The organism is Pseudobutyrivibrio ruminis (genome assembly GCF_015057245.1).
In the GTDB taxonomy this organism is placed as follows: domain Bacteria; phylum Bacillota; class Clostridia; order Lachnospirales; family Lachnospiraceae; genus Pseudobutyrivibrio; species Pseudobutyrivibrio ruminis_E.
The window spans coordinates 41,044-63,215 of record NZ_SVET01000003.1 but is presented as its reverse complement, the minus strand read 5'-3'; the positions used below and the strand labels follow the sequence as shown (position 1 = coordinate 63,215).

Annotated in this window: 17 protein-coding genes; all 17 read left to right on the top strand. The window is 37.2% G+C overall.

Features of this window, described 5'->3' with window-relative positions:
- The first annotated feature begins 19 nt into the window (after nt 1-19).
- Nucleotides 20-1,567, top strand: a complete 1,548-nt coding sequence (locus E7274_RS03950) for an amidohydrolase (protein WP_304173930.1) — start codon at nt 20-22, stop codon at nt 1,565-1,567.
- A 15-nt stretch (nt 1,568-1,582) separates the two neighbouring features.
- Nucleotides 1,583-5,044: a PD-(D/E)XK nuclease family protein gene (locus E7274_RS03945; protein WP_304173928.1), complete on the top strand. Its 3,462-nt coding sequence runs from the start codon at nt 1,583-1,585 to the stop codon at nt 5,042-5,044.
- Entirely contained in the window at nt 5,031-8,636 is a 3,606-nt protein-coding gene (gene addA, locus E7274_RS03940; protein ID WP_304173926.1) for a helicase-exonuclease AddAB subunit AddA, read from the top strand. The genes E7274_RS03945 and addA overlap by 14 nt, the downstream gene beginning before the upstream one ends.
- Nucleotides 8,621-8,875, top strand: a complete 255-nt coding sequence (locus E7274_RS03935; protein ID WP_033154444.1) for a hypothetical protein — start codon at nt 8,621-8,623, stop codon at nt 8,873-8,875. The genes addA and E7274_RS03935 overlap by 16 nt, the downstream gene beginning before the upstream one ends.
- Nucleotide 8,876: 1 nt before the next feature.
- A complete protein-coding gene (locus E7274_RS03930; protein WP_304173924.1) occupies nt 8,877-9,863 on the top strand; it encodes a peptidylprolyl isomerase in 987 nt (328 codons plus the stop codon).
- 187 nt (nt 9,864-10,050) lie between these two features.
- Nucleotides 10,051-10,497 (top strand): DUF6465 family protein, encoded by a 447-nt coding sequence (locus E7274_RS03925; RefSeq protein WP_052169908.1) that lies wholly within the window; start codon nt 10,051-10,053, stop codon nt 10,495-10,497.
- Nucleotides 10,498-10,581: 84 nt separating this feature from the next.
- Complete coding sequence (locus E7274_RS03920; RefSeq protein WP_304173922.1) at nt 10,582-11,799, top strand: acyltransferase; 1,218 nt, start codon at nt 10,582-10,584, stop codon at nt 11,797-11,799.
- 231 nt (nt 11,800-12,030) lie between these two features.
- Entirely contained in the window at nt 12,031-13,323 is a 1,293-nt protein-coding gene (locus tag E7274_RS03915; RefSeq protein WP_304173920.1) for an ABC transporter substrate-binding protein, read from the top strand.
- 147 nt (nt 13,324-13,470) lie between these two features.
- Complete coding sequence (locus E7274_RS03910) at nt 13,471-14,349, top strand: carbohydrate ABC transporter permease (RefSeq protein WP_033154440.1); 879 nt, start codon at nt 13,471-13,473, stop codon at nt 14,347-14,349.
- Nucleotides 14,349-15,203: a carbohydrate ABC transporter permease gene (locus tag E7274_RS03905; RefSeq protein ID WP_033154439.1), complete on the top strand. Its 855-nt coding sequence runs from the start codon at nt 14,349-14,351 to the stop codon at nt 15,201-15,203. The genes E7274_RS03910 and E7274_RS03905 overlap by 1 nt, the downstream gene beginning before the upstream one ends.
- Before the next feature lie 55 nt (nt 15,204-15,258).
- Nucleotides 15,259-16,236, top strand: a complete 978-nt coding sequence (locus tag E7274_RS03900; RefSeq protein ID WP_304173918.1) for a LacI family DNA-binding transcriptional regulator — start codon at nt 15,259-15,261, stop codon at nt 16,234-16,236.
- A gap of 90 nt (nt 16,237-16,326) precedes the next feature.
- Nucleotides 16,327-16,734, top strand: coding sequence for a PaaI family thioesterase (locus tag E7274_RS03895; protein WP_304173916.1), 408 nt, complete (start codon nt 16,327-16,329; stop codon nt 16,732-16,734).
- 162 nt (nt 16,735-16,896) lie between these two features.
- A complete protein-coding gene (locus E7274_RS03890) occupies nt 16,897-17,040 on the top strand; it encodes a YezD family protein (RefSeq protein WP_074791284.1) in 144 nt (47 codons plus the stop codon).
- A 123-nt stretch (nt 17,041-17,163) separates the two neighbouring features.
- Nucleotides 17,164-18,408: a methionine adenosyltransferase gene (gene metK, locus E7274_RS03885; RefSeq protein WP_304173915.1), complete on the top strand. Its 1,245-nt coding sequence runs from the start codon at nt 17,164-17,166 to the stop codon at nt 18,406-18,408.
- A gap of 17 nt (nt 18,409-18,425) precedes the next feature.
- Nucleotides 18,426-19,304: a nucleotide-binding protein gene (locus E7274_RS03880; protein WP_074791288.1), complete on the top strand. Its 879-nt coding sequence runs from the start codon at nt 18,426-18,428 to the stop codon at nt 19,302-19,304.
- Between the two features lie 23 nt (nt 19,305-19,327).
- Complete coding sequence (locus tag E7274_RS03875) at nt 19,328-20,722, top strand: nitrogenase component 1 (RefSeq protein ID WP_304173914.1); 1,395 nt, start codon at nt 19,328-19,330, stop codon at nt 20,720-20,722.
- Nucleotides 20,722-22,155 (top strand): nitrogenase component 1, encoded by a 1,434-nt coding sequence (locus E7274_RS03870; protein WP_304173912.1) that lies wholly within the window; start codon nt 20,722-20,724, stop codon nt 22,153-22,155. The genes E7274_RS03875 and E7274_RS03870 overlap by 1 nt, the downstream gene beginning before the upstream one ends.
- Nucleotides 22,156-22,172: the final 17 nt, after the last annotated feature.

Sequence of the window (22,172 nt, the reverse complement as noted above, 5' to 3'; positions counted from 1 at the left end):
AGGGGTATGGAGGAGAAAAATGCAGGTATTTCATGGAACAATAATCACTTGTGATGAAAACAATACAATTGCTAATTACTTGGTTGAAAGGGAAGGACGTATTGCTTATATTGGCAACACATTACCAACTCAGTATGAGGTGGTTCCTCCTATCGAGTTAGGCAAAAATGTTGCTTTGCCTGCATTTGTAGATACCCATACACATTATTCTGGTTTTTCTGTATTGCATAAGATGTTTCCAATAAATGATACTGATTCAAATGCAAAGATATTGGAACAGTTGGAAAAATATGCAAAAGAATCAAGAGAGAGTATAATCGTAGGCTTTGGTGCAACAGAGTTTTCTGTTTCAGAAGGTTATTTAATTCTTAGAGAACAGATGGATACGGCTTGTCCTGAAAAGGCCGCATTTATCATAAAACATGATGCCCATTCAGGTGTTGCTAATAGTCTTTTTATTGAGGCTGTTAAGTCTAAGGCGGAAAATCTTAGAGGATTCAATCCTGTTACAGGAGAATTGAAACAGGAAGCTTTTGCTGCCGCCTGCGAATTTATAACTCATGGCTTATCTACCAAGAAAGTCATTGATTCAATGATGGAAACATCAGATTTCCTGGCAAGTAGAGGAGTCGGATTGATTTGCTCAGCTAGTGGTTTAGGTTTTATTCGAGATTATGATTTTGATATGGAGCGTTCGGTAGCGAAAGGACTTGATAATGGAATGCAACTGAGAGTTGCATATCAGTGCTCTAATGTGGATAAGATTACCAAAAAAGATATGAATCGTGTAGTATTTGCAGATTTGGATGGTACTTTTGCCAACTTAGATGCAGCTTTAATAGATGATTATGCTACTGTAAAAAACAAAGGTGTCTCATATTATGATGATATCGATGTTCAAAAGTTCTGTATTAATGCCAACAGGGCGGGCTATCAAATAGCTTTACATGCTGTTGGGGATGCAGCATTTGAACAGGCAGTAAATGCAATTGCATTAGCCCTTGAGGATTATCCTAGATACGATCATAGACATATCATTTTACACGGTTCACTTCCTACAGAGCGTGCTTTAAAGATCTGCAAGAGATACAATATTATGATTTCCGCTAGGCCTTCTATGCTGTCACATATTTCTGGTGTAGATGATTTTGTTAAAGAGATGTTGTCAGAGGATAGATTTGCAAAAGTTAATCCACTTAAATCAATCAATGATATGGGAATAAAGGTGTGCTTTAATTCAGATGCTCCTGCCTCTGACCCAAATCCAATTATGTGGATTCACGATGCTTGTAACAACAGAAATCCAGAAGAGTCTGTGTCTGTTTTTGATGCCCTTAGAATGGCTACATATAATGGTGCCTACTCATTATTTGATGAGAAGGAGAGAGGAACGTTGGAGATGGGCAAAAGCTGTGATATAGTTATTCTTGATTCAAATCCATACGAGGTTCCAGTGGAAGAATTAAAGAATATTAATGTTGCAGAATTATATTTGAAGGGAAAGCCTTACCAGAGGTCTAGAATGGGTTCTATGGCAACCATGCTGCGAGGTATGTTCCCTCAATAATCACTAGGAGTAATAATGTCATTATCATTAATAATTGGTAACTCGGGTAGTGGTAAATCCACTACCCTTTATAAAAGAATAATAAAAGAAGCTATGGCAAATAAAGACAAGAATTTTCTTGTTATTGTGCCAGAACAGTACACCATGTCCACCCAAAGACTTCTTGTTTCTATGCACCCTAACAAGTGTATTATGAACATCGATGTTCTATCATTTAATCGCTTGGCATACAGAGTATTTGAAGAACTTGGAGCTGGTGTAAATGCTGTATTGGATGATACAGGAAAATCACTTGTGATTCGCAAGCTAATAAACTCTAATATTAATGACATAAAGACTTTAAGGAATAATATTACAAGAATCAGCTACATTACTCAGGTTAAGTCATTAATTTCAGAGCTTACTCAGTACAACATCACTCCGGAAAAGCTCAAGGAGATGATTGCCACACCTGTGATGTCGGAAAGCTTCAAAAGAAAAGCCTCGGATTTGTTAGTTTTGTACGAGGCTTTTTTAGATTTTATAAATGGTAAATACGTTACCACTGAGTCTATTCTATCTACTCTAAACGATATGTTAGATAGCTCAGAAATAGTAAATGGTTCAACAGTTGTTTTGGATGGATTTACAGGATTTACGCCTATCCAGTATCAGCTGGTGGAGCACATGCTTGCAATATGTGAAGAGGTTGCTGTCACTATCACAGCAGACGAGGATACACCTCTTTTAGAAAATCTGGCAGATGATGAGTTGTTTTCAATGTCATCTGAATTTGCGATAAGAATGAATAAAATCGCCAAGAGAGTTGGCGTAACTATAAATAAACCTACCTATATTTCCAGAGAAAATGGCTGGCTATCAGATAATGAAATTCTCAGTCATCTTGAAAAGAACATTTTCAGGGCAAAGCCACAGAAATATTTAGGTGAGGAGGAGCCAAATAACCACGTTTTGCTGACTAGTCTTAGAAGTCAGCGTGAAGAACTACAGTATGTAGCTATAGAGATTAATAAATTGGTTAGGGAAGGAATGCACTACAAGGATATTGCTGTTGTTGCACCTAACCTGGAGGAGTACAGATATTTAGTTTCAGGGATATGGAGCGATTATGATATCCCTTATTTTGTTGACGCAAAAACAGAGATTTTGTTCCATCCTATGACAGAAGCTATAGATGCACTGTTTGATATTTTTGATAATGATTTCAGAAGAGAGGACGTCTTTAGATTCTTAAGAACAAACCTTACAGATTTAACTTTCGAAGAAATGGATTATCTGGAGAACTATCTTATTTCAACAGGAATCCGTGGCAAGAAAAAGTATTTCCATCCTTTTGCAATTCGTTCAAATTCTTATTCCAAGGATGAGGACTTACTCAGAGTAAACGAAATTAGAGAAAAGTTTATCGCTCCTTTCATGGCTTTTGATAAGCAAATCTCAAAAAAGTGTTCAGTAAGAACTATTGCTACAGCTTTGTATGAGATTATTTGTTACTTCGATTTTGAAGGACAGATTAAATCAAGGGAAAAGCTATTTGAAGAAGGAAATCAGCCAGTAAAGGCAAAAGAGTACAGTCAGATTTATCAGGTTATAATGGATATACTTGATAAGCTTGTGGGAATTCTTGGGGATGAGGAAATGGATTTGGAAGAATTCCATGATATTTTCGAAGCAGGACTTTCAGCGGCATCAATAGGTGTAATTCCTCCAGCGAATGATAGTGTTATTCTGGGTGATATTGAACGTACACGTTTATCAAATATCAAAGTGCTGTTTTGTATAGGCGCATCTGATGATGCAATTCCAAAGAAGGTGGAGAATGGTGGAATCCTTTCTCAGCTGGAAAGAGAACAGCTTCTTGCTCAAGGTTTTGAACTGGCGCCGTCAGATAGACAAAAATCATTCAGGCAGAGGTTCTACCTCTATCTTATGCTTACAAAGCCAAATGAAAAGCTTTATATTACCATGCCAAGAGTAGATTCAGCAGGAAAGGCTGTTAATCCGTCATATCTTATTGACCTATTTAAAAATATGTTCGAGAATCTGTCCTTAAAGGAGATAGAAAGCTTTGCAATAGAAGATAGATTGTTATCAAAGAAAAGCTCATTGAACTACATGATTGAGCTTGTGAATAAAGCAGCTTCCTTTGGTTTGGAAAGTTTGTCTAAGCAGGAAAGAGGGGTCTTACAGGAGCTTTTAAACTGGGCAAAGGAAGATAGTGCCGAAGAGCTTGATATTCTTTTAAAGGGAGCATTTTTTGAACATAAGAGAGAAGACTTCTCGGATGATATAATGCTTGCCGTTAATGAGGCTTTAAATGCTGATGAGACTATAAAGGGCTCAGTATCCAGATTTGAGCTATACAATGAATGTAGTTATAAATATTTTCTGACATACATTATGAAGCTTCAGGAGCGAGAGAAGTTTGAATTATCCAGCATTGATATGGGTAACTTTTATCATGAGGCAATTCAAAGATATTCTGATAGCCTAAAGGCAGATAATAAAACATTTAAGGGTGTAACAGAGGAAGAGCGTGAAGCATATATTGAGACCGCTATTTCTCAGACATTCCAGTCTATGGCAAAGGTTGCAACTCTGGAGGATTCTACCCAGAGATACATTGTGGAATCTATGAAAGCGACCTTAAGACATGTTGTGGAGATAATTACTACACAGGTATCAAGAGGAGAATTTGAACCTGAACTTTTTGAGAAGAAGATTCAATCTGAAATTATCAACCCTGTCAGTGGGGAAGTGGTTGCTAACCTAAATGGTAAGGTTGACAGAATTGATATGACAGAAGGTGACGATAGAGCTGTTAGAATTATCGATTATAAATCTAGCGGCCATAAGCTGGATTTGGATGAGTGCTATTATGGCTTATCGATGCAGTTGCCTATTTATATGGGAGTCGTTTTAGACAAGCTTAAGGATAAATATCCAAATTCTACTATGCATCCATCAGCTATGCTTTATTATGAAATGGCTAATAAGTTTTTGGAGCTCAGTAGCAGTGGAGAAAACGTCAAAGAAAAACAGTTAAAGCTTAGTAGAATGGAAGGCATCCTTTCATCTGAACCAGAGGATTTGGCTGCAAACGATAGCACAGTTGGAATAGAGGATTGGCAGACAAAGGAATCTTCAATTGTTCCATTTGGTGTAAAAAAAGACGGCGAGCTTTTAGCTTCAGCTAATGCAATTAGCCGGGAGGATATGAAAACAGTAATTGATTATGCAGCTTTATCTGCAGCAAAGACTGCCGAAGGCATAATCAATGGTCGGTTTGAACCAGCACCTGCAAGACTTGGAACACAGATAGATGCTTGCAAGTACTGTGGTTTTAAAAGTGTTTGTCACTTTGATGAAAATGAACCAGGATATCAGGCTAGAAATTTGGATAAACATAAAAACAAGTCTGATGTGTTGGAGTTAATGAAGGAAGAATTAGGAGACAAGGATAGTGGCACTAACTAAAGAACAACTATTAGTGAAGGATACAAGAGGCAAGAATATGCTTGTTAGCGCTGCCGCAGGTAGTGGTAAAACCTTCGTGTTAGTTGAGCGAATTATATCTGAAATTCTAGATGAAAAAAATGGAATAGATGTGGATGAGATTCTGGTTGTTACTTTCACTACTGCAGCTGCTGCGGAAATGAAAGACAGAATCAGACGTGCCATTGATAAAGCGATTGCAAATAATGGTGCGGACGCTAGAATCAGGGCGCAGGCTACCCTTATACACAATGCTCATATCCGTACAATCGATAGCTTCTGTAGCTGGGTTGTAAAGAACTATTTCTATGAAATTGATATGGATCCTGCCTTTAGAATTGGAACCTCAGGCGAGTTAAAGATGCTTTGCGATGAGGTGTTCAATGACCTTTTGTCAAAGTATTTGGAAGATGGTGATGAAGATTTTAAGCTACTTGCAGATGCCTATATTTCTGGCAGAAGAACAGACACTTTAAAGGAAATGGTCTTCGCATTACATGATAAAGCTACCAGTTTTGCATGGGTAGATGAATGGTATGATAATGCCTTAAATCTATACAATATTGATAGCGTTCAAGAATTAGAAAAGTCTGAATTAATAAAACAGATTATCGCATATACGGATTTATATGTAGCTGGACTCATAGATTCAGTTGCAAAGCTTTTAGATTTATATGATTCAGATTGTGATTCAAAGGATAAAAACATATTTTCAAATGAGTTGGCACAGCTTAGAGGCATAGCCGAAGCTACTTCTTTTAAAGATAAATACAGTGCTGTTATAGGTACAGATTTTTCTGAAAGATTTGGAAGCAAAGGCACATCTTTAAATGAGGATGATTTAGCCAGAGCAAAGGCGCTTAGAACAAAATACAAAGATGTAGTTGGTAAACTCAAGGAATCATATTATTCAGCCAGTTTGGAAGATATGTTTTCTGATTTGATGTATGTGAAAAAGCAGGCATCAGCCCTGATTAGATTTACAAAAGAATACACAGATGTTCTAAACAAAATAAAAGCCAAGAAAAACATATACGATTTTAATGATATAGAACATATGGCTCTTGAAATCCTTAGAAATAAGGATTCAAAAGAGCATGAAAAAAGACCTGTAGCTATAGAACTGTCGCAGCATTTCAAAGAGGTTATGGTAGATGAATACCAGGATTCTAATGAATTGCAGGAGCAGATTCTTACTGCAATCAGCAACGGAAGCAATTATTTTACTGTAGGTGATGTTAAGCAGTCTATATATGCTTTTAGACAGGCTAGTCCACAGTTGTTTATAGACAAACTATACTCATATCCAACTGAGGGAACAGGCAATGATATTCGAATCGATTTGGACAACAATTTCCGAAGTAGATGGCAAGTTCTTGATTTCTGCAATCAGGTATTTGAGCCTCTTATGCAGATGGATGTTGGTGGAGTTGCCTATGATGAAAAGGCAGCCTTAAAGCTTGGAGATAAGAGCTTCCCTGGTGATGAAAAGGACTATGAGTCAGAAATAATAATCGCAACTCAAAATACCGATTCAATGCAAGAGCTCGATATCGAAAATGGAGATGAGTTAGAGGCTCTTGTTGTAGCAAAGCGCATTAATGAACTGATGGCGTCAGGTTTTCAGGTCAGTGGCAAAAACGATGAGGGACGATATCTTAGAGATATGCGATTATCAGATGTTGTTATCCTCATGAGAGGTACAAAGGGACATGCGGACAAATATATTTCCACCCTAAAAGATTATGGCATACCTGCATATGTTGCCGAGGAGACAGGATTCTTTGATAGAGAAGAAATTGAAACAGTACTGTCTATGCTTACAATTATTGATAATCCTTTTAATGATATTCCTCTGGCGGCAGTACTTCATTCTCAAATGTTCGGTTTTTCTTCTGAAAGACTTGCTGAAATACGTACAATTAATCCGGATGAATCATTGTATGGATGCTTACTTGAGTGGGATAAAACAAAGTCCACAAAGGATGTTTCAGAGTTTCTTGATACATTAAACTATTTCAGGGAGCAGGCAATAGATACACCAATCCATGAAATAATAGAAAATATTTTGGAATATACCAAATATGGAATGTACTGCAAGGCTCTTCCTAATGGCAAGATGGCTTCTGCGAATCTGGATAAACTTGTTGATGAGGCAGTTAATTTCGAGAGCACCAGCTTCAAAGGCTTGTCACGTTTTGTAAGCTATATTGAAAGTCTTAGAACCTATGATGAGGATTTGGGACTGGCTAAAACAGTTGGTGAAAATGATGAGGCTGTCAAAATAATGACCATTCACAAAAGTAAGGGATTGGAATTCCCTGTGGTTTTTGTTTGTGGATGTGGTCGTGGCTTTAGAAACGATACAAGCAATTTTTCATATGATGCTTCACTTGGTGTAGCTTTAAATTATCGAAATCCTGCTACAAGGATTACCTACAAGACACCATTTTTTAATCTGATTCATGCAAAAGCGGCAGCTGAAGAGAGAGGAGAATACCTACGAATTCTCTATGTTGCCCTTACAAGAGCTGTTGATAAATTAATAATTACTGGTGCAATAAAACCATCGAAAGATAAAAGTGTTGTTGATAAGTTAGAAGAGTTTAGCGGGGATGGAAGTAAGCTTAGTTTCCCTACTAAAATAGGGGCATCCACAAGTATCGAACTTATTATTCGCGCTTTAAATGCATCAGCTAGAGACTACAATAGACGTATTGTAGATTGTCAGGAATTATTTATTGACCAGGTTGAAAAGGAAATTGTAAAGGAACAGGTTAAGAAAACAATTGAAACTATTATTCAGTCTGACAGTGCAGAAAAAAACACTATCGTAAATACGTTATCATTTAAATACAATGGTCTTGCAGATAGTAAATATAAAAGCAAGTATTCTGTTTCAGAGATCAAACATCAGGCAATGGAGAATGCGTTCAGGTTTAATGAAGATGCAGCGCCAGCTTTTATTCAGAGCGATGAGGAAAGCTATATTCCGCAGTTTATGCGTACAGCTGTAGAAGGAAAAGACGATGAAAGCAAAGTCCCTTCCGGTGCCTTATATGGAACGGCAATGCATAGATTTTTGGAATGCTTTGATTTTGCCAGAGATGATTATAATTCAAGCTTTGATGAGCAACTGAAATACATGGAAGCAACAAAAAGCTTATCGGAGGATGAATTTGCTAGAATTAACCATAGAAAACTGAAAGTATTCCTAGATGATGATTTATCTAATCGTATGTCAAAGGCGGCTTTAAATGGAAAGCTATATAAGGAAAAGCCTTTTGTATTTGGAAGTGATGCAAAGGAATTGTTTGATGATGACGATGTTACTGACGAGATGATCTTAGTGCAGGGTATTATCGATGTATTCTTTGAAGAAGATGATGGAATAATTCTTATGGACTACAAGACTGATAAGGTGGACGAAGATAATGAATTAGTGCTAAGATATGAAAAGCAATTAAAGCTATACAAAGATGCAATTGAGCATGCATATGATGTTCCGGTTAAGGAAGTGCTCATTTATTCATTTGCACTTGAAAGGAGTATAAATATATGTACGACAAATTAGTAGTAGAAACATTTTTGGAAAAGCAGTTACAGCTATTTCCTGAAAAGGTTGCAGAAGATTATGATGAGGCAGTAGAGTTTTTAGAGGACGTATGTGCTACAGTCTGCAAGAATAAAAAAGAGGTACTTGAATATCTTGAAGATGAAATGGATATCACTGGCATGAGCGAAGAAGAAATATTATCAGCCGAAGAAGTTTTCTCTATTTCTGATGGTAGATATCTTGTAGTAGAGGGTTAATATGAAGTTTTATAAGAAGTTATTACCTATCGCATTTGCGATATGCCTAGCGGTTAATTTTACTGGATGCACCATAGGAGATAAAGTAGTTTATTTTGATACATCTAGTGGATACAATACTGTGTTTAAAATCGGAGATTTTAAATGCTCTAAAAAGGAAGCTCTGGTTTATCTTTTAAATGAGAAAAACATATATGGATCTGTTGATGGAGTGAATCTTTGGTCAGAGGATTATGACACTGATACAATGACAAGCTCAATCAAAGATTTAACTATGGAACATTTGACAAGAGTATACATCTTAAATCTTTATGCAAGTGAGCAGGAAATAGAGCTTTCAGAATCAGAAAAAAACGCATGCTCAGATGCTGCTGAAGAGTACTATAAATCATTAAATTCGGCAGAAAAAAGTTTTACAAAAGCAAAGAAAAAAGACATCGAAAAAATGTATATGCGATATGCTTTGGCCTCTAAAGTATACGAAGAGTTAATGAACTCTGTTGATGAAGAAGTATCAGAGGATGAGGCTCGCGTAATGGAAGCATTTGTACTGTATGTTTCAGACGAATCCACAGCTGAAACTATCCAGGGAATGATAGATTACGGCTATACATTTGAAAGACTTGCATCAACATACACAGAGCTAGATTCTTACCAGGTTACCTTCGCAAGAGGAGAGTATCCTGAGGAAGTAGATGATGTAGTTTTCAATCTTGATACAGATGAAGTTTCAACAGCAATTGCTGCTGATGGAGGATATTATTTCTTCCAGTGTTTGGATAAGTATAACGAAGAATTATCAGAAGAAAATAAAACAGTAATCATTGAGAATCGCCGTAAGCAGGTGCTTGAAGATATTGTTTCTGATTTAGAGGATAGATATTTTTCTGATATGAATACAAAGCTTTGGGAATCCATAGACTTCCCAGAGGATTCTTCTGAATTGACAAGTGCAAGTTTTTTTGAAACTTTGAATAACCATTTTTAGATAATTCAAAATATAATCAACTTTCTATATATAATTGCAATTTGTACTAAAAAGAATTAATAATTTATATTTTATTAGTGATTTGGTAGAAAATTAATTGAATGTACTAGCAATTGTGTGAGTAAATGACTATAATAAAGGGCATATAAAAAATAATAATTGTTTGCTCATATAGGAGGGTGAAAAAATGGTAACAAATGCAAAGGTTACAGTTGACGATGTAAAGAAGTCAGCTGCATCTGCTGCTACAACTGTAAAGACTGCAGCAGCAAGCGCTAGTGAAGCAACTAAGAAAGCAGTTGCAGAAGTTAAAAAGGAAGCTACAGCAGCTAAGAAGACAGCTACAAAAGCTAAAGCAACAGCAACAAAGAAAGCTACAGCAGTTAAGAAAACAGCTACAAAGACTGTTAAGAAAGCAGCTGCTAAGTCTAAGAAGGCAGTAGTAACAACAGCTGTTGTTCAGTATCAGGATCGTGAATTTACAGAAGCTGAGTGCCTCAAGAAAGCACAGGCTCAGTTCAAGAAGGATTACAAGAAAGAGACTCTTGAAGAGCTCAACATCTACATCAAGCCAGAGGAGCGCAAGATTTATTATGTAGCAAACAAGGATCGTGTTGGTTCAGTAGATCTTTAATCCTAAATAATTTTTATGTCGTAGCACAAAGCTGTATCGTATATACGATGCAGCTTTTTTACGGTCATGCTACGTGGAGGAATGATGAAAAAAAGTTTATTCGCAGTGGCCTATTGGATATTTGTAGATATCCTTTTCCTGGCTATTATAGGAGTGTTTACAACACATCCTATTAATTGGTTTATCGCCATTTTAATTGTTGTGTTATGCAGTGTTTATAGTATTGTAAAATCTATTAAAGATACAGGCTATATAAAACAGACATTAGCGATACCAGAAAACAATCATAAACCAGTATATGATTACATTCGTGCTCTTGCGGTATTATTTATTATGTTTGTTCATGTGCTGGCTTTGGATTGGCCATATGCATCAGGTATGGCAGGAACTCCTTTATATGAAGCTTTAAATCTTATTAGATGTATTTCCGGGGTAGGAGGCAACTGTTTATTTTTAATGATATCAGGTGCATTGTTACTACGCTTTAAGGATGAAAATCTTTTGACATTTTATGGCAGAAGATTTACCAAGATAATAGTGCCTCTTGTAATATATTATTTTTATTATTTGTGGGAGTATAATGCGCAGCGCTATACATCATTTACAACTGCAATTTATAAAATAATTACTGCAGATTATTCTAAGGCGAATGTTCATCATTTTTGGCTTATATATGTAATCATTTCTTTGTATGTACTGGTACCGTTTTTACGATACATGCTTAAAGAATTGCCATACAAGAAAATGACTGCATTGATATTTGTTCTATACATATATTTTGTTCTTACAAAAGTAATTATCAATGAAAATGCCATGCCAATGAATTTTACATTCTGGCTTATGATTTTCTTAATAGGATATTGGTATAGCTTGGATGAGTCACGTAAATACGATAACATTGCAATGGTGGCTGGAGGAATTGCACTAATATTATTTGAAGTGGCAATACATATGTATCCACCTATGTCAGATGATTTGGCAGCTCATTATCCATATATGATAGTTGCATCAGTTGGCATAATGGCTTCATTCTTTAAGCTAGGTGATAAGCTTAAAAATATCTATCTGATAAGACTGATCAGTCAATATAGCTATGGCATTATCTTAGGGCATATGTTGGTGCTGGTTTTTGCAGTGAGAAAATATTGTTATGCATTTACCAGCTCGTTAATGCATAAAGGCATGGGATTTTTATTCCTTTCACTAGCTACATTAATGGGTTCTGTAATAATTGCCTATTTCATAGACAACATAACTGTTAAACCTATATCAGCTTTATTTGATATAAAAAAGAGTAAATAATTAACATGGCGGCTTTAACATATATCACACGTTTGACATATGTTAAAGCCTTTTTTATGCCCATATTAGGTGAATAATGCACAAAAATAATTCTAACAATTTGACCTATTTTTACAAAATGAACACTTTGAGCTCTAAATTGTATGTCAACCGATTGACATAGTATATGTTGCATGCTAATATCCAATTTGTAAACAACACACGAACCTATTTGAAGGAGGGTTAATTTTAATGAAGAAGAGGTTATTATCACTCATGGTGGTAGCTGCAATGTCAGCTTCACTAGTTGCTTGTGGTAGCTCAGATGGTGGTTCATCTGACGGTGCTTCAGGCTCAGGCGTATCAATCACAGTACTTAATTCAAAGACTGAGATTCAGACACAGTTCGAAGAAATGGCTGAAGCTTATGAGGAAGCTACTGGCGTACACGTAGAGGTATACAACGCTGATACTGATACAACAGTTGCATCTCAGGTAGCAACAAAGTATGCATCAAACGATCCATACACACTTACAATGGTTGATGCAAAAGATATTTATTCACTTGCTGATGATTATGCTTATGATCTTTCAAATGAAGATTGGGCTAGTCACACAACACTTGGTATCACAGTAAACGATAAGCTTGCTGGTTTCCCAGTTTGTGTAGAGGCAAGAGGAATTATTTACAACGCAGATGCAATTGAGGCAATTACAGGCGAGACATTTGATCCATCATCAGTTGCAACACTTGATGATTTCCAGGCTCTTTTAGATGAGCTTAAGGCTGGCGGAATGGAGACTCCAGTTGGTGTCCTTTCTGAGTATTGGTCGCTTGGCGCACATTACTTCGCAGAAGTATATGAGCAGCAGGAAGATCCAGATGCATTCGTTAACTCATTATTAGCTGGTGAAGCTGATCTTGGAAGCAACGAAAAGTTCAACGAGCTTATGGATACATTCGACACATTAATCGCTTACAACTATGCTAAGGGTTCAGCAGCAAACGCTGACCGTGAAGAGTCTTCAATGATGCTTGCACAGGGCGATATCGCATTCATGTTTGGTGGTAACTGGGATTGGTCAGTAATCAACCAGTACGATTACACAGAGAACATGGGAATCATGCCAGTACCTGAGAACACATCTGATGACACAAATACAAAGCTTGTTGGTGGTGGTTCTAAGTACTTCTTCGTAGATAACTCAGATGCTACAAGCGATGAGCAGAGACAGGCAGCACTTGACTTCCTTAACTGGTTAGTAAGTGATCCTGAAGGAAATGCATTCCTTACAGAGCAGTGTGCACTTGTTCCTGCATTCGACAACATCGATGCTTCAGCACTTGACCCACTTTCATTATCAGTTAAGTCTTATGCAGATGCAGGAAAGCTTATTCCTAACTACAACTACTTACCAGATGATCACATGACAGTTGTTGGTCAGGAAATCATGCAGAAGTATTTGGATGAGGCTATGACAAGAGACGAATTGGTTACAGCTGTAGAAGACTACTTCAAGACAGCAACACCAATTGAGCACTAAAATCATATATTTTTCCTAGCTTGCGAAGGAAAAACATATGACAGCGAGTCCTATTGACGAAGTCAATCAAAAATGGACGAGCTTCCTAGTTATTAAAAGGGGGCCAGCATTATAGCGGGCCCCATGTTTTTTGAAAGGGATAGAATTATGAAAACAAATACAATGAGCTATAAAATAAAGCAGTATTTGCTTTTTGCAGGTATATCAACAGTTATATTTGCCTGCGTGGTAATCATACCTTTCATTTATGGTTTATACTTAACACTTACCAGCTGGGATGGTGTTTCTCGTAACAAACCATTTGTGGGTATTCAAAATTACGTTAACGCATTTGCGGATTCAGGTTATTGGGTTTCATTAGGACGCACATTTATTTATTCAGCAATTGCAGTTGTACTTGTAAATGCTGTAGCTTTTATCATTGCCTATATGGTAACAAGCGGAATTAAAGGGCAGAATTTTTTCAGAGCAGGTTTCTTCGTACCAAACTTGATTGGTGGTATCGTACTTGGTTACGTTTGGAAATTTGTATTTAATAAAGCTTTTGTAGCATTGGGAAGCTTTATTTCATCAGGCAATGCTAAGTCACTCCTTGCAACAGAAAATGGGGCGATAGCAGCACTTATTATAGTTTCTGTATGGCAATATGCAGGCTATATGATGCTTATCTATGTTGCAGGTTTTATGAGTGTTTCAGAAGATGTTATTGAGGCGGCTAAAATTGATGGCTGTACAGGAACACAGTCAATCATTCACATATCAATTCCACTTATGACAGCGTCATTTGTACAGTGTCTGTTCCTTACAATCACCAGATGTTTCATGGTTTATGATGTAAACCTTTCATTGACAAACGGTGATCCATACGGTAGTTCAGCTCTTGCAGCTATGCACGTATACAATCAGGCATTCGTTAACAAAAACTATGGTACAGGCCAGGCTGAGGCTTTGATCTTGTTTGTTATCTGTGCAGTAATCGGTGGAATTCAAGTTTACGTTGGTAAGAAAGGGGAGGTGCAGGCATAATGGAAAATGAAGTAGCAGCTCGTAATAAAAAAATTAAACATGCCATTATGATTATCGTACTTACGTTATTATTTATTGCATTCGTATTCCCTTTCATAATGGTTATCTTGAACGTTTTCAAGGTTAAGGCTGATATTACAGCAAGTCCACTTGCTCTTATAGGTAAGCATGGATTTACACTTGAAAACTTCCCAAATGCTATCAAGAAAATGAATTTCTTTACAGTATTTGGAAACTCATTGTTCGTAACAATTCTTTCTACAATAGGAACTATCATTCTTTCATCTATGACAGCATATCTTATTGTTAGAAATAATTGGAAGGCTAACAAGATTTTATTTGTACTTATGATTGCATCAATGGTTATTCCTTTCCAGGTGCTCATGGTACCTCTTGTTTCCCTATATGGTGGAATTTTTGGTATTTTAAATCATAGAGTTACATTAATTTTTATGCACATAGGTTTTTCGCTTTCTATGGCAACATTTATGTTCCACGGAAGTATTCATACCAATGTACCAATTTCGTTGGAAGAAGCAGCTACAATTGATGGATGTAATAAATGGCAGATTTTCTCACAAATCGTATTTCCGATATTAAAACCTACAATCGCTACAGTAGCAATCATTGATGCTATGGCATTCTGGAATGATTATTTGCTTCCATCACTTGTACTTGGTAGAAAGGAATTATATACTATTCCTATTGCAACAAAGGTATTCTATGGGCAGTTTTCTACAGACACAGGATTAATTATGGCAGCACTTTTGCTTGCTATGTTACCTATCCTCATTCTTTATATTTTCTTACAGAGATATATTGTTGAGGGAATAACAGCGGGGGCTGTGAAGTAGGCAATTATAATGCTGCGTCTTCCCGTAAATATCCTTGTATGATAAGGGGGTTACAATGGCAACATTAAAAGATGTGGCAGCAGAATGCGGACTGACTGTCACCACGGTATCGAGAGTATTAAATAACAGAGGTTACATTAGCGATAAAACTCGTAAAAAGGTTTATGAAGCTATGGCTAAGCTTAACTATAGACCGAATGAGGTAGCAAGATCTCTATCGAAAAAAACAACTAATACTATCGGGGTCATTGTTCCTCATATTAGGCATCCATACTTTGCAGAGATGATAAGTAACATCGAAAATGCCGCTAGTAAGCATGGTTACAAGATTATTTTGTGCAACTCCAAGGGGAGAAACAATAAGGAAAAAGAGTATTTGGATATGTGCACGAGCAATAGGGTTGCAGGAATCATTCTTTTCTCTGGAAGTGTGGCAGTACAGGAATTTACGGATAGCAATATAGCACTTGTTACAGTTGAGCGTTTTGTTGAAAATGGAACAGCAGCTGTAGAGTGCGACAATAAACAAGGGGGAGAGCTTGCAGCACAGCATCTTATTGATTGCGGTTGCAAGAGACTTCTACACGTCAGTGGTATTTTGGACAACTCCATGCCAGCTGATGACAGAGCTCTAGGGTTCATAGAAGTCTGTGAAAAGAACGGAGTATTTTATAAGGTTGTTGCTACGAATATGGGGCAATATAACAGCCTTGATTATCATGATATGCTGGAAGGTGCATTGGAATATGACGAAGAAATCGATGGAGTCTTTGCCAGTTCAGATTTGATTGCTTCTCAGATTTTGCAGGTATGTTCCAAGCTTGGCAAGCGTGTACCTGAGGATATCAAAATAGTTGGATTTGATGATGTTATGATTTCTCAAATCACAAATCCACCAATCTCTACCATTCATCAGCCAATAAAAGAAATGGCTGAGGCGGCTGTTGATATGGTAATAGCAGCATCTGAAGGCAAGACAGTTCCTAAGCGAACATTGCTTCCAGTTACGCTTGTAAAGAGAGAAAGTACATAATATTTCAGCTCACATCAGGGTTTGATGTGGGCTGTTTTTTTGTTTTAAATAATTTATAATATCTCTAGTTAATTGAAAGGAAGTTATATTATGAGTGAAGAATTAATGGAGATGTTAGCAGAATCTCTTAATGCAAATGAATTTGTAAAATATAATCATATCGTTATGGACGATATTGAGTTGACAGGTGCCACCGCGCATATTGATATTGTGCCAGAAACACTTAATGTTCTTGGAATTGCCCACGGTGGAGCACAATTCACATTGGCAGATACTTGCGCTGCCTACACTGCAAGAGCAGATGGACGTCAGTACGTTACACAGCAGTCAAACTACTATTTCCTTAAAGGCGCCAAATCTGGACGTATTACAGCAAAGGGAAAAGTTGTAAAGCGTACTCGTAAGTTCTGTATCATTGATGTGGAAGTAACAGATGACAACGGCGAATTAGTTAGCAAAGGAACCTTCGATTATTACTGTGTTGCAGATCACCAGTAATGGGTTTATATGTACTAAAAATACCAAATGAGAGCTCGTTATAAAACAGATTTATAACGGGCTCTCATTTTCTTTAGGAGCTAGAAGTATTGAATTTATAGGCGTTCTCTAATATAATTCCTAACAACTTAACAGAAGGCAATTGTAAAGGGAGAGAGACATATGGCAAATGTAAGGAGCGTTTCTAATGATGAACTGGCAAAAATAAAAGAATTCATAGAAACAATAAAATTTGGTTCTGTTAGTATAATTATCCAGGATGGAAAAATAGTACAGATTGATAAAAGTGAAAAAATAAGAATTTAATATAGATATTAAATAAACTGACTAGACAACTAGAGGTTTAGAGCATGGTTCCATTAGCTGTGCTTTGGCCTCTAGTTGTTTTTTCATATAAAAAAATATTTTAAGAAAAGGAGACAAACAAATATGGGAAAGTTATTCACATCAGAATCAGTAACAGAGGGACATCCAGACAAAATTGCAGATCAAATTTCTGATGCAATCCTTGACGAGCTACTTGCTCAGGATCCATATTCAAGAGTAGCCGCTGAAACAACAGTTGCTACAGGACTGGCACTTGTTGTAGGCGAGATTACAACAAAAGCTTATGTGGACATTGCAAAAATTGCAAAGGATACAATCAGGGAAATCGGATATGTAAACAATGTGGATGGGTACAACGCGGATTCAATTGCAGTTCTTACATCAATCGATGAGCAGTCAGCTGATATCGCACTTGGTGTAGATAAGGCATTTGAATCAAAACAGGAAGGAGTAAAGGAAGATTTTGGAACAGGAGCTGGAGATCAAGGAATCATTTTTGGATACGCAACAGATGAGACGCCTGAATATTTACCACCTGCTATTTCGTTTGCTCATCGTCTTACACGTCAGCTTACAAAGGTTCGAAAGAATGGAACACTTCCATACCTTAGACCAGATGGAAAATCTCAGGTGACAGTAGAATTCGATGATGATAATAAAACAGTTAAACGAATTCATACTATTGTAATTTCAACTCAACACGCGGCAAATGTAACTTTAGAAAAGATTAGAGAAGATGTAATTAAATATGTTATTAAGCCAGTTATTCCAGAGGAGCTTTTGGATGAGGACACAATATATTATGTAAATCCTACAGGACGATTTGTAATCGGCGGACCACAGGGAGATGCAGGACTTACAGGTAGAAAGATTATTGTTGACACATACGGCGGCACCGGTCGACATGGTGGCGGTGCTTTCTCAGGAAAAGATCCTACTAAGGTCGACCGCTCCGCAGCATATGCAGCTAGATGGGTGGCTAAAAACCTTGTGGCAGCAGGTGTTGCAAAGCAGGTAGAGGTTGAACTTGCTTATGCCATTGGCGTAGCAAAGCCTGTATCTATTTCAGTTGATAGTTTTAATACGGGGGTAATCAGTGATGAAAAAATTGCAGAAATTATTGAAAATGTTTTCGATCTTAGACCAGCAGCTATCATCGACGCCCTTAATCTTCGTAGGCCAATCTACAAACAGACTGCTGCTTATGGACATTTCGGCAGGACCGATGTGGACCTTCCATGGGAGCATTTAGATAAAGTGAAGGAGATTAGAAAGTATTTAGAAAACGTAAAGGTTGACTTGGCTGTTCAGTATATTTCTGAAGCAAGGGAAGCTGTAACAATTTAAGAAAGGTAGATGAAATAATGGCTGGAAAAATAGGAAAGCATATAGCGATATATGGCAAAGGCGGAATTGGTAAATCAACAACTACATCTAATATAAGTGCAGCTCTTGCAGAGGCTGGTTACAGAGTAATTCAAATTGGATGTGATCCGAAAAGTGATTCTACAAATACACTTAGAGGAAATAACTACCTTCCAACAGTACTGGATAGTCTAAGAGAAGGAAATAAGATTCATTTGGATGATATTTCTGTTAAAGGATTTGGTGGAGTGCTTTGTATTGAATCAGGCGGGCCAGTTCCAGGAGTAGGTTGCGCAGGGCGTGGTATCAATGCGGCTGTAAATTTATTGCAGGAGCTAAATCTATTTGAGGAATTTAAGCCTGATTATGTTTTATACGACGTATTAGGTGATGTTGTTTGCGGAGGTTTTGCAGTTCCTATCAGAGATGGAATTACTGACAGAGCATATGTTGTTTCTTCTTCTGATTTTATGGCATTGTATGCAGCAAATAACCTTTTCAAGGCAATTAATAAATATGCTCCTACTGGTGGCGCAAAGCTTGGTGGAGTTATTGCAAACAGCATGAAGCCAGGCTATCACAGAGAGATAGTTGATGACTTTGTGGCAAAGACTGGCACAAGCATTGCCGGCTATGTAAATCGTTCACTTGATGTTCAGCAATCTGAGCTTTATGGAAAGACAGTTATCGAGGCAAAACCAAACAGTGCCCAGGCAGATATTTATAGAAATCTTGCAAAGTATATTGCTGAAAATGAAGATCTGGTAGTACCAAATCCTCTTGGTTCAGCAGAGCTTAGAGATTGGGCTAGGTCCTGGGGAGACCGTATATACGATATTGAAAATGGTGTTGTAAATGGAGTGGCTGAGGCTATTTAGCATTTAGGTAAGGAGGAGATTTTATGAGTTTTTTGGAAGATAGAAAAGCCCTTACCAGAGAAAAAAGATTAAGTGCATTAAGTCATTTTCACGGAACACTTGAAGGTCTTATTGATGAAACCTCAGGTACGGAAATCAAACAACGAGTAAGGACTTATTCTCAAATCCATGTGGATGAAACTATATATGCATTTGATGTGTTATCTAAGATTGAGGATGCTGCAATAATTGTGAATGGTGCAATTGGCTGCGCAGCCCTTGGAATAGGACAGGACCAGGAGCGGGACTTCTCATGGTTTTCTACAAATCTTGTGGAAAGAGACACAATTCTTGGTGGTGATGATAAGCTTCGTGAAGCAATTCTTAGGGCTAATGAAGAAAAGCATCCAAAGGCTATTTTCATAATAGGTACTCCAGTTGTTGCTATAAATAATGATGACATTAATTCGGTAATTCTGGAGCTTGAAGATGAAATAGGTATTCCAATCATCAGCATATACACAGATGGTTTTAAATCCAAAACACCAGTAACAGGATACGACATTGTGACACATAGTTTGTTGAAGTATCTGGTGGATAAGAATGTAGACCTAAAGGAAGATTTTATAAACATCATTTCCTTTTCAGAAAACATTGAGGACGTGGCTTCCATCGCAGTCATATTCAATGATCTGAATATAAAGTTTCAAGTGCTTCCGAGATTTTCAAGTGTAGATGAAATTAGAAAAGCATCGAAGGCCAGGGCAACTATTGTACTTAATCCTGATGAGGGACACTATCTGGCAAGAGAGCTGGAGGAGGTATATGGGGTGCCTTACATAGAAAGTGATGCACCTATAGGTTTTAGAGGAACAAAAAACTTTTTACAAAAACTAGGAAGCTTCTTAAATATCGATGAGCAGGTTGTTGCGTACATTGATGTGGCGGAAGAAAAAATATCAGAGCAATTTGTTAGCAATATTCTAGAGAATAAAAGAGTTTTTGTGGATGCTTCACTAAGCAAAGTGTATGGCTATGGTAGATTGCTTACAAATCTGGGTGGACAAGTAGTAGGTTTTTCTTCTCCATATGTTGATTTGGAAAATAGAAAGCAGTTAAAGAGATTTGATTTTCTAAATAAGAATGCAATAGCAATTATTGGAAATGGTCAGCAGTTTGAGAAAGCTAATGAGCTAGAAAAGAACAATATTGATATTTACTTCAGCGAGAACGTAGGTAACTCATTTGTCACCGATGAAGGTGCTATAGTTGTATCTACTAGAAATAGAGTTACATATGGCTTTGAAGGTGTGGACGTTATTATTGCTTCTGTAAGAAGAGCACTTAGGCTTCAAGGAAAAAATGGCAATAAGAGCAGCTACAAAGAAAGTTTTAAGCGACGCAGTGGTAACTGGTATGTAAAGCAGGAGGTAAGCTAATGTCAAATGTTATTAAGAATCCAAGAAATGGATGTGCACTACATGGTGCTTTGCAGACAGTACAGGAAATTGACGGAGCAGTTCCTGTTGTTCATGCAAATGCAGGCTGCGGAGTAATAAACTATCTTGCCAATAAAACAGTGGGAAATGGAGTCAGTAGATACAGCGGATTTGCTACTCCAGGTACTGCCGTACAGGAAAGACATGTTATTTTTGGTGGAGCTTCAAGACTTCGTGAACAAATCAAAAATACAATTAAGGTTGTGAATGGAGATTTATATGTCATTTTAAACAGCTGCGAGTCTGCGATGGTAGGTGATGACGTGGATGCCATGACCAGAGAAATTGTAGAGCAAGGGGCGCCAGTAGTTGATACTCTAATAGCAGGTTTTAATGGCGGTAGTCACTTTGGATACGAGCATGTTATTTACGATATATTAAAGTCCATTGACGGAGTGAAGAAAAATGAGCAAAACACTGATGAAAAGCTTATTAATATCTTTGGGATAGTTCCTGATAAGGATCCATATTGGCAGGGAAATCTAGAGGAAATCAGAAGAATTTTCGAAGGGGTTGGTTTAAAGGCAAATCTTATCTTTGGAGTATATGGAGGAGTAGAAGATTTGGTAAATGCTAAAAATGCTGTGGCTTCAGTTGTCTTTAGCAGATGGGGAGAGCTTCCAGCAAAACTTTTAAAGGAAAGATTTGACGTACCATACATTAGTTTTAGTTCATTACCTAGCTTTGTTAGTGATGAAAGAGAACTTATTGAGAAGGTTTCTGAATATACCAAAATAGATTCAGATGCTAAGGAAAATTTTCTAGAGAGGGAGGAGAGATACGAGAAGAATTATCTTTCAAGAATCAGAGATGACATTATCGAATATGACCTTGGAAAGAGAACACTCATTGTAGGAGATGAGGAGCAGGTGATTCGATACGGAAAGTTTTTCAGGCAGGTGTTTGGTGCAAGAATTGTGGGAGCAGTTCTTACAGATGCGTTAAAGAAGGATGAGGAGCATAAGACAGATAATTCTGAGATTCTTGAAGCCATAGCAGAAAAAATTTATATCACATCAGATGAGAAGGACATTGAGGATATTATAAAGAGAAGCGGTGCAGAGGTTGTAATTGGAAGCTCGCTCGAGAAAAAGATTACAGAATCAAATAATGTTTCACTGCTTGAGTTTAGCTATCCAATTTATCACAGAGCAATTCTCAATCAGACTACAGTAGGTGTGAGAGGCGCAGTAGAATTTGTAAGTGATTATATTACAACAGTAAAGCAGGCTGAAAAGGAAAAATCTGAGGTGCTTCACGAATACTTAAAGCAGCTGAAGAATCAGAATATCTGGCAGGGACACTCTTCTAAAAAGGGGCAGGTGAAACAGATAAATCTTGTTTCTGAATTGGTATCGAGAGAATCTATATAGGCATACAGGAGGTAGAC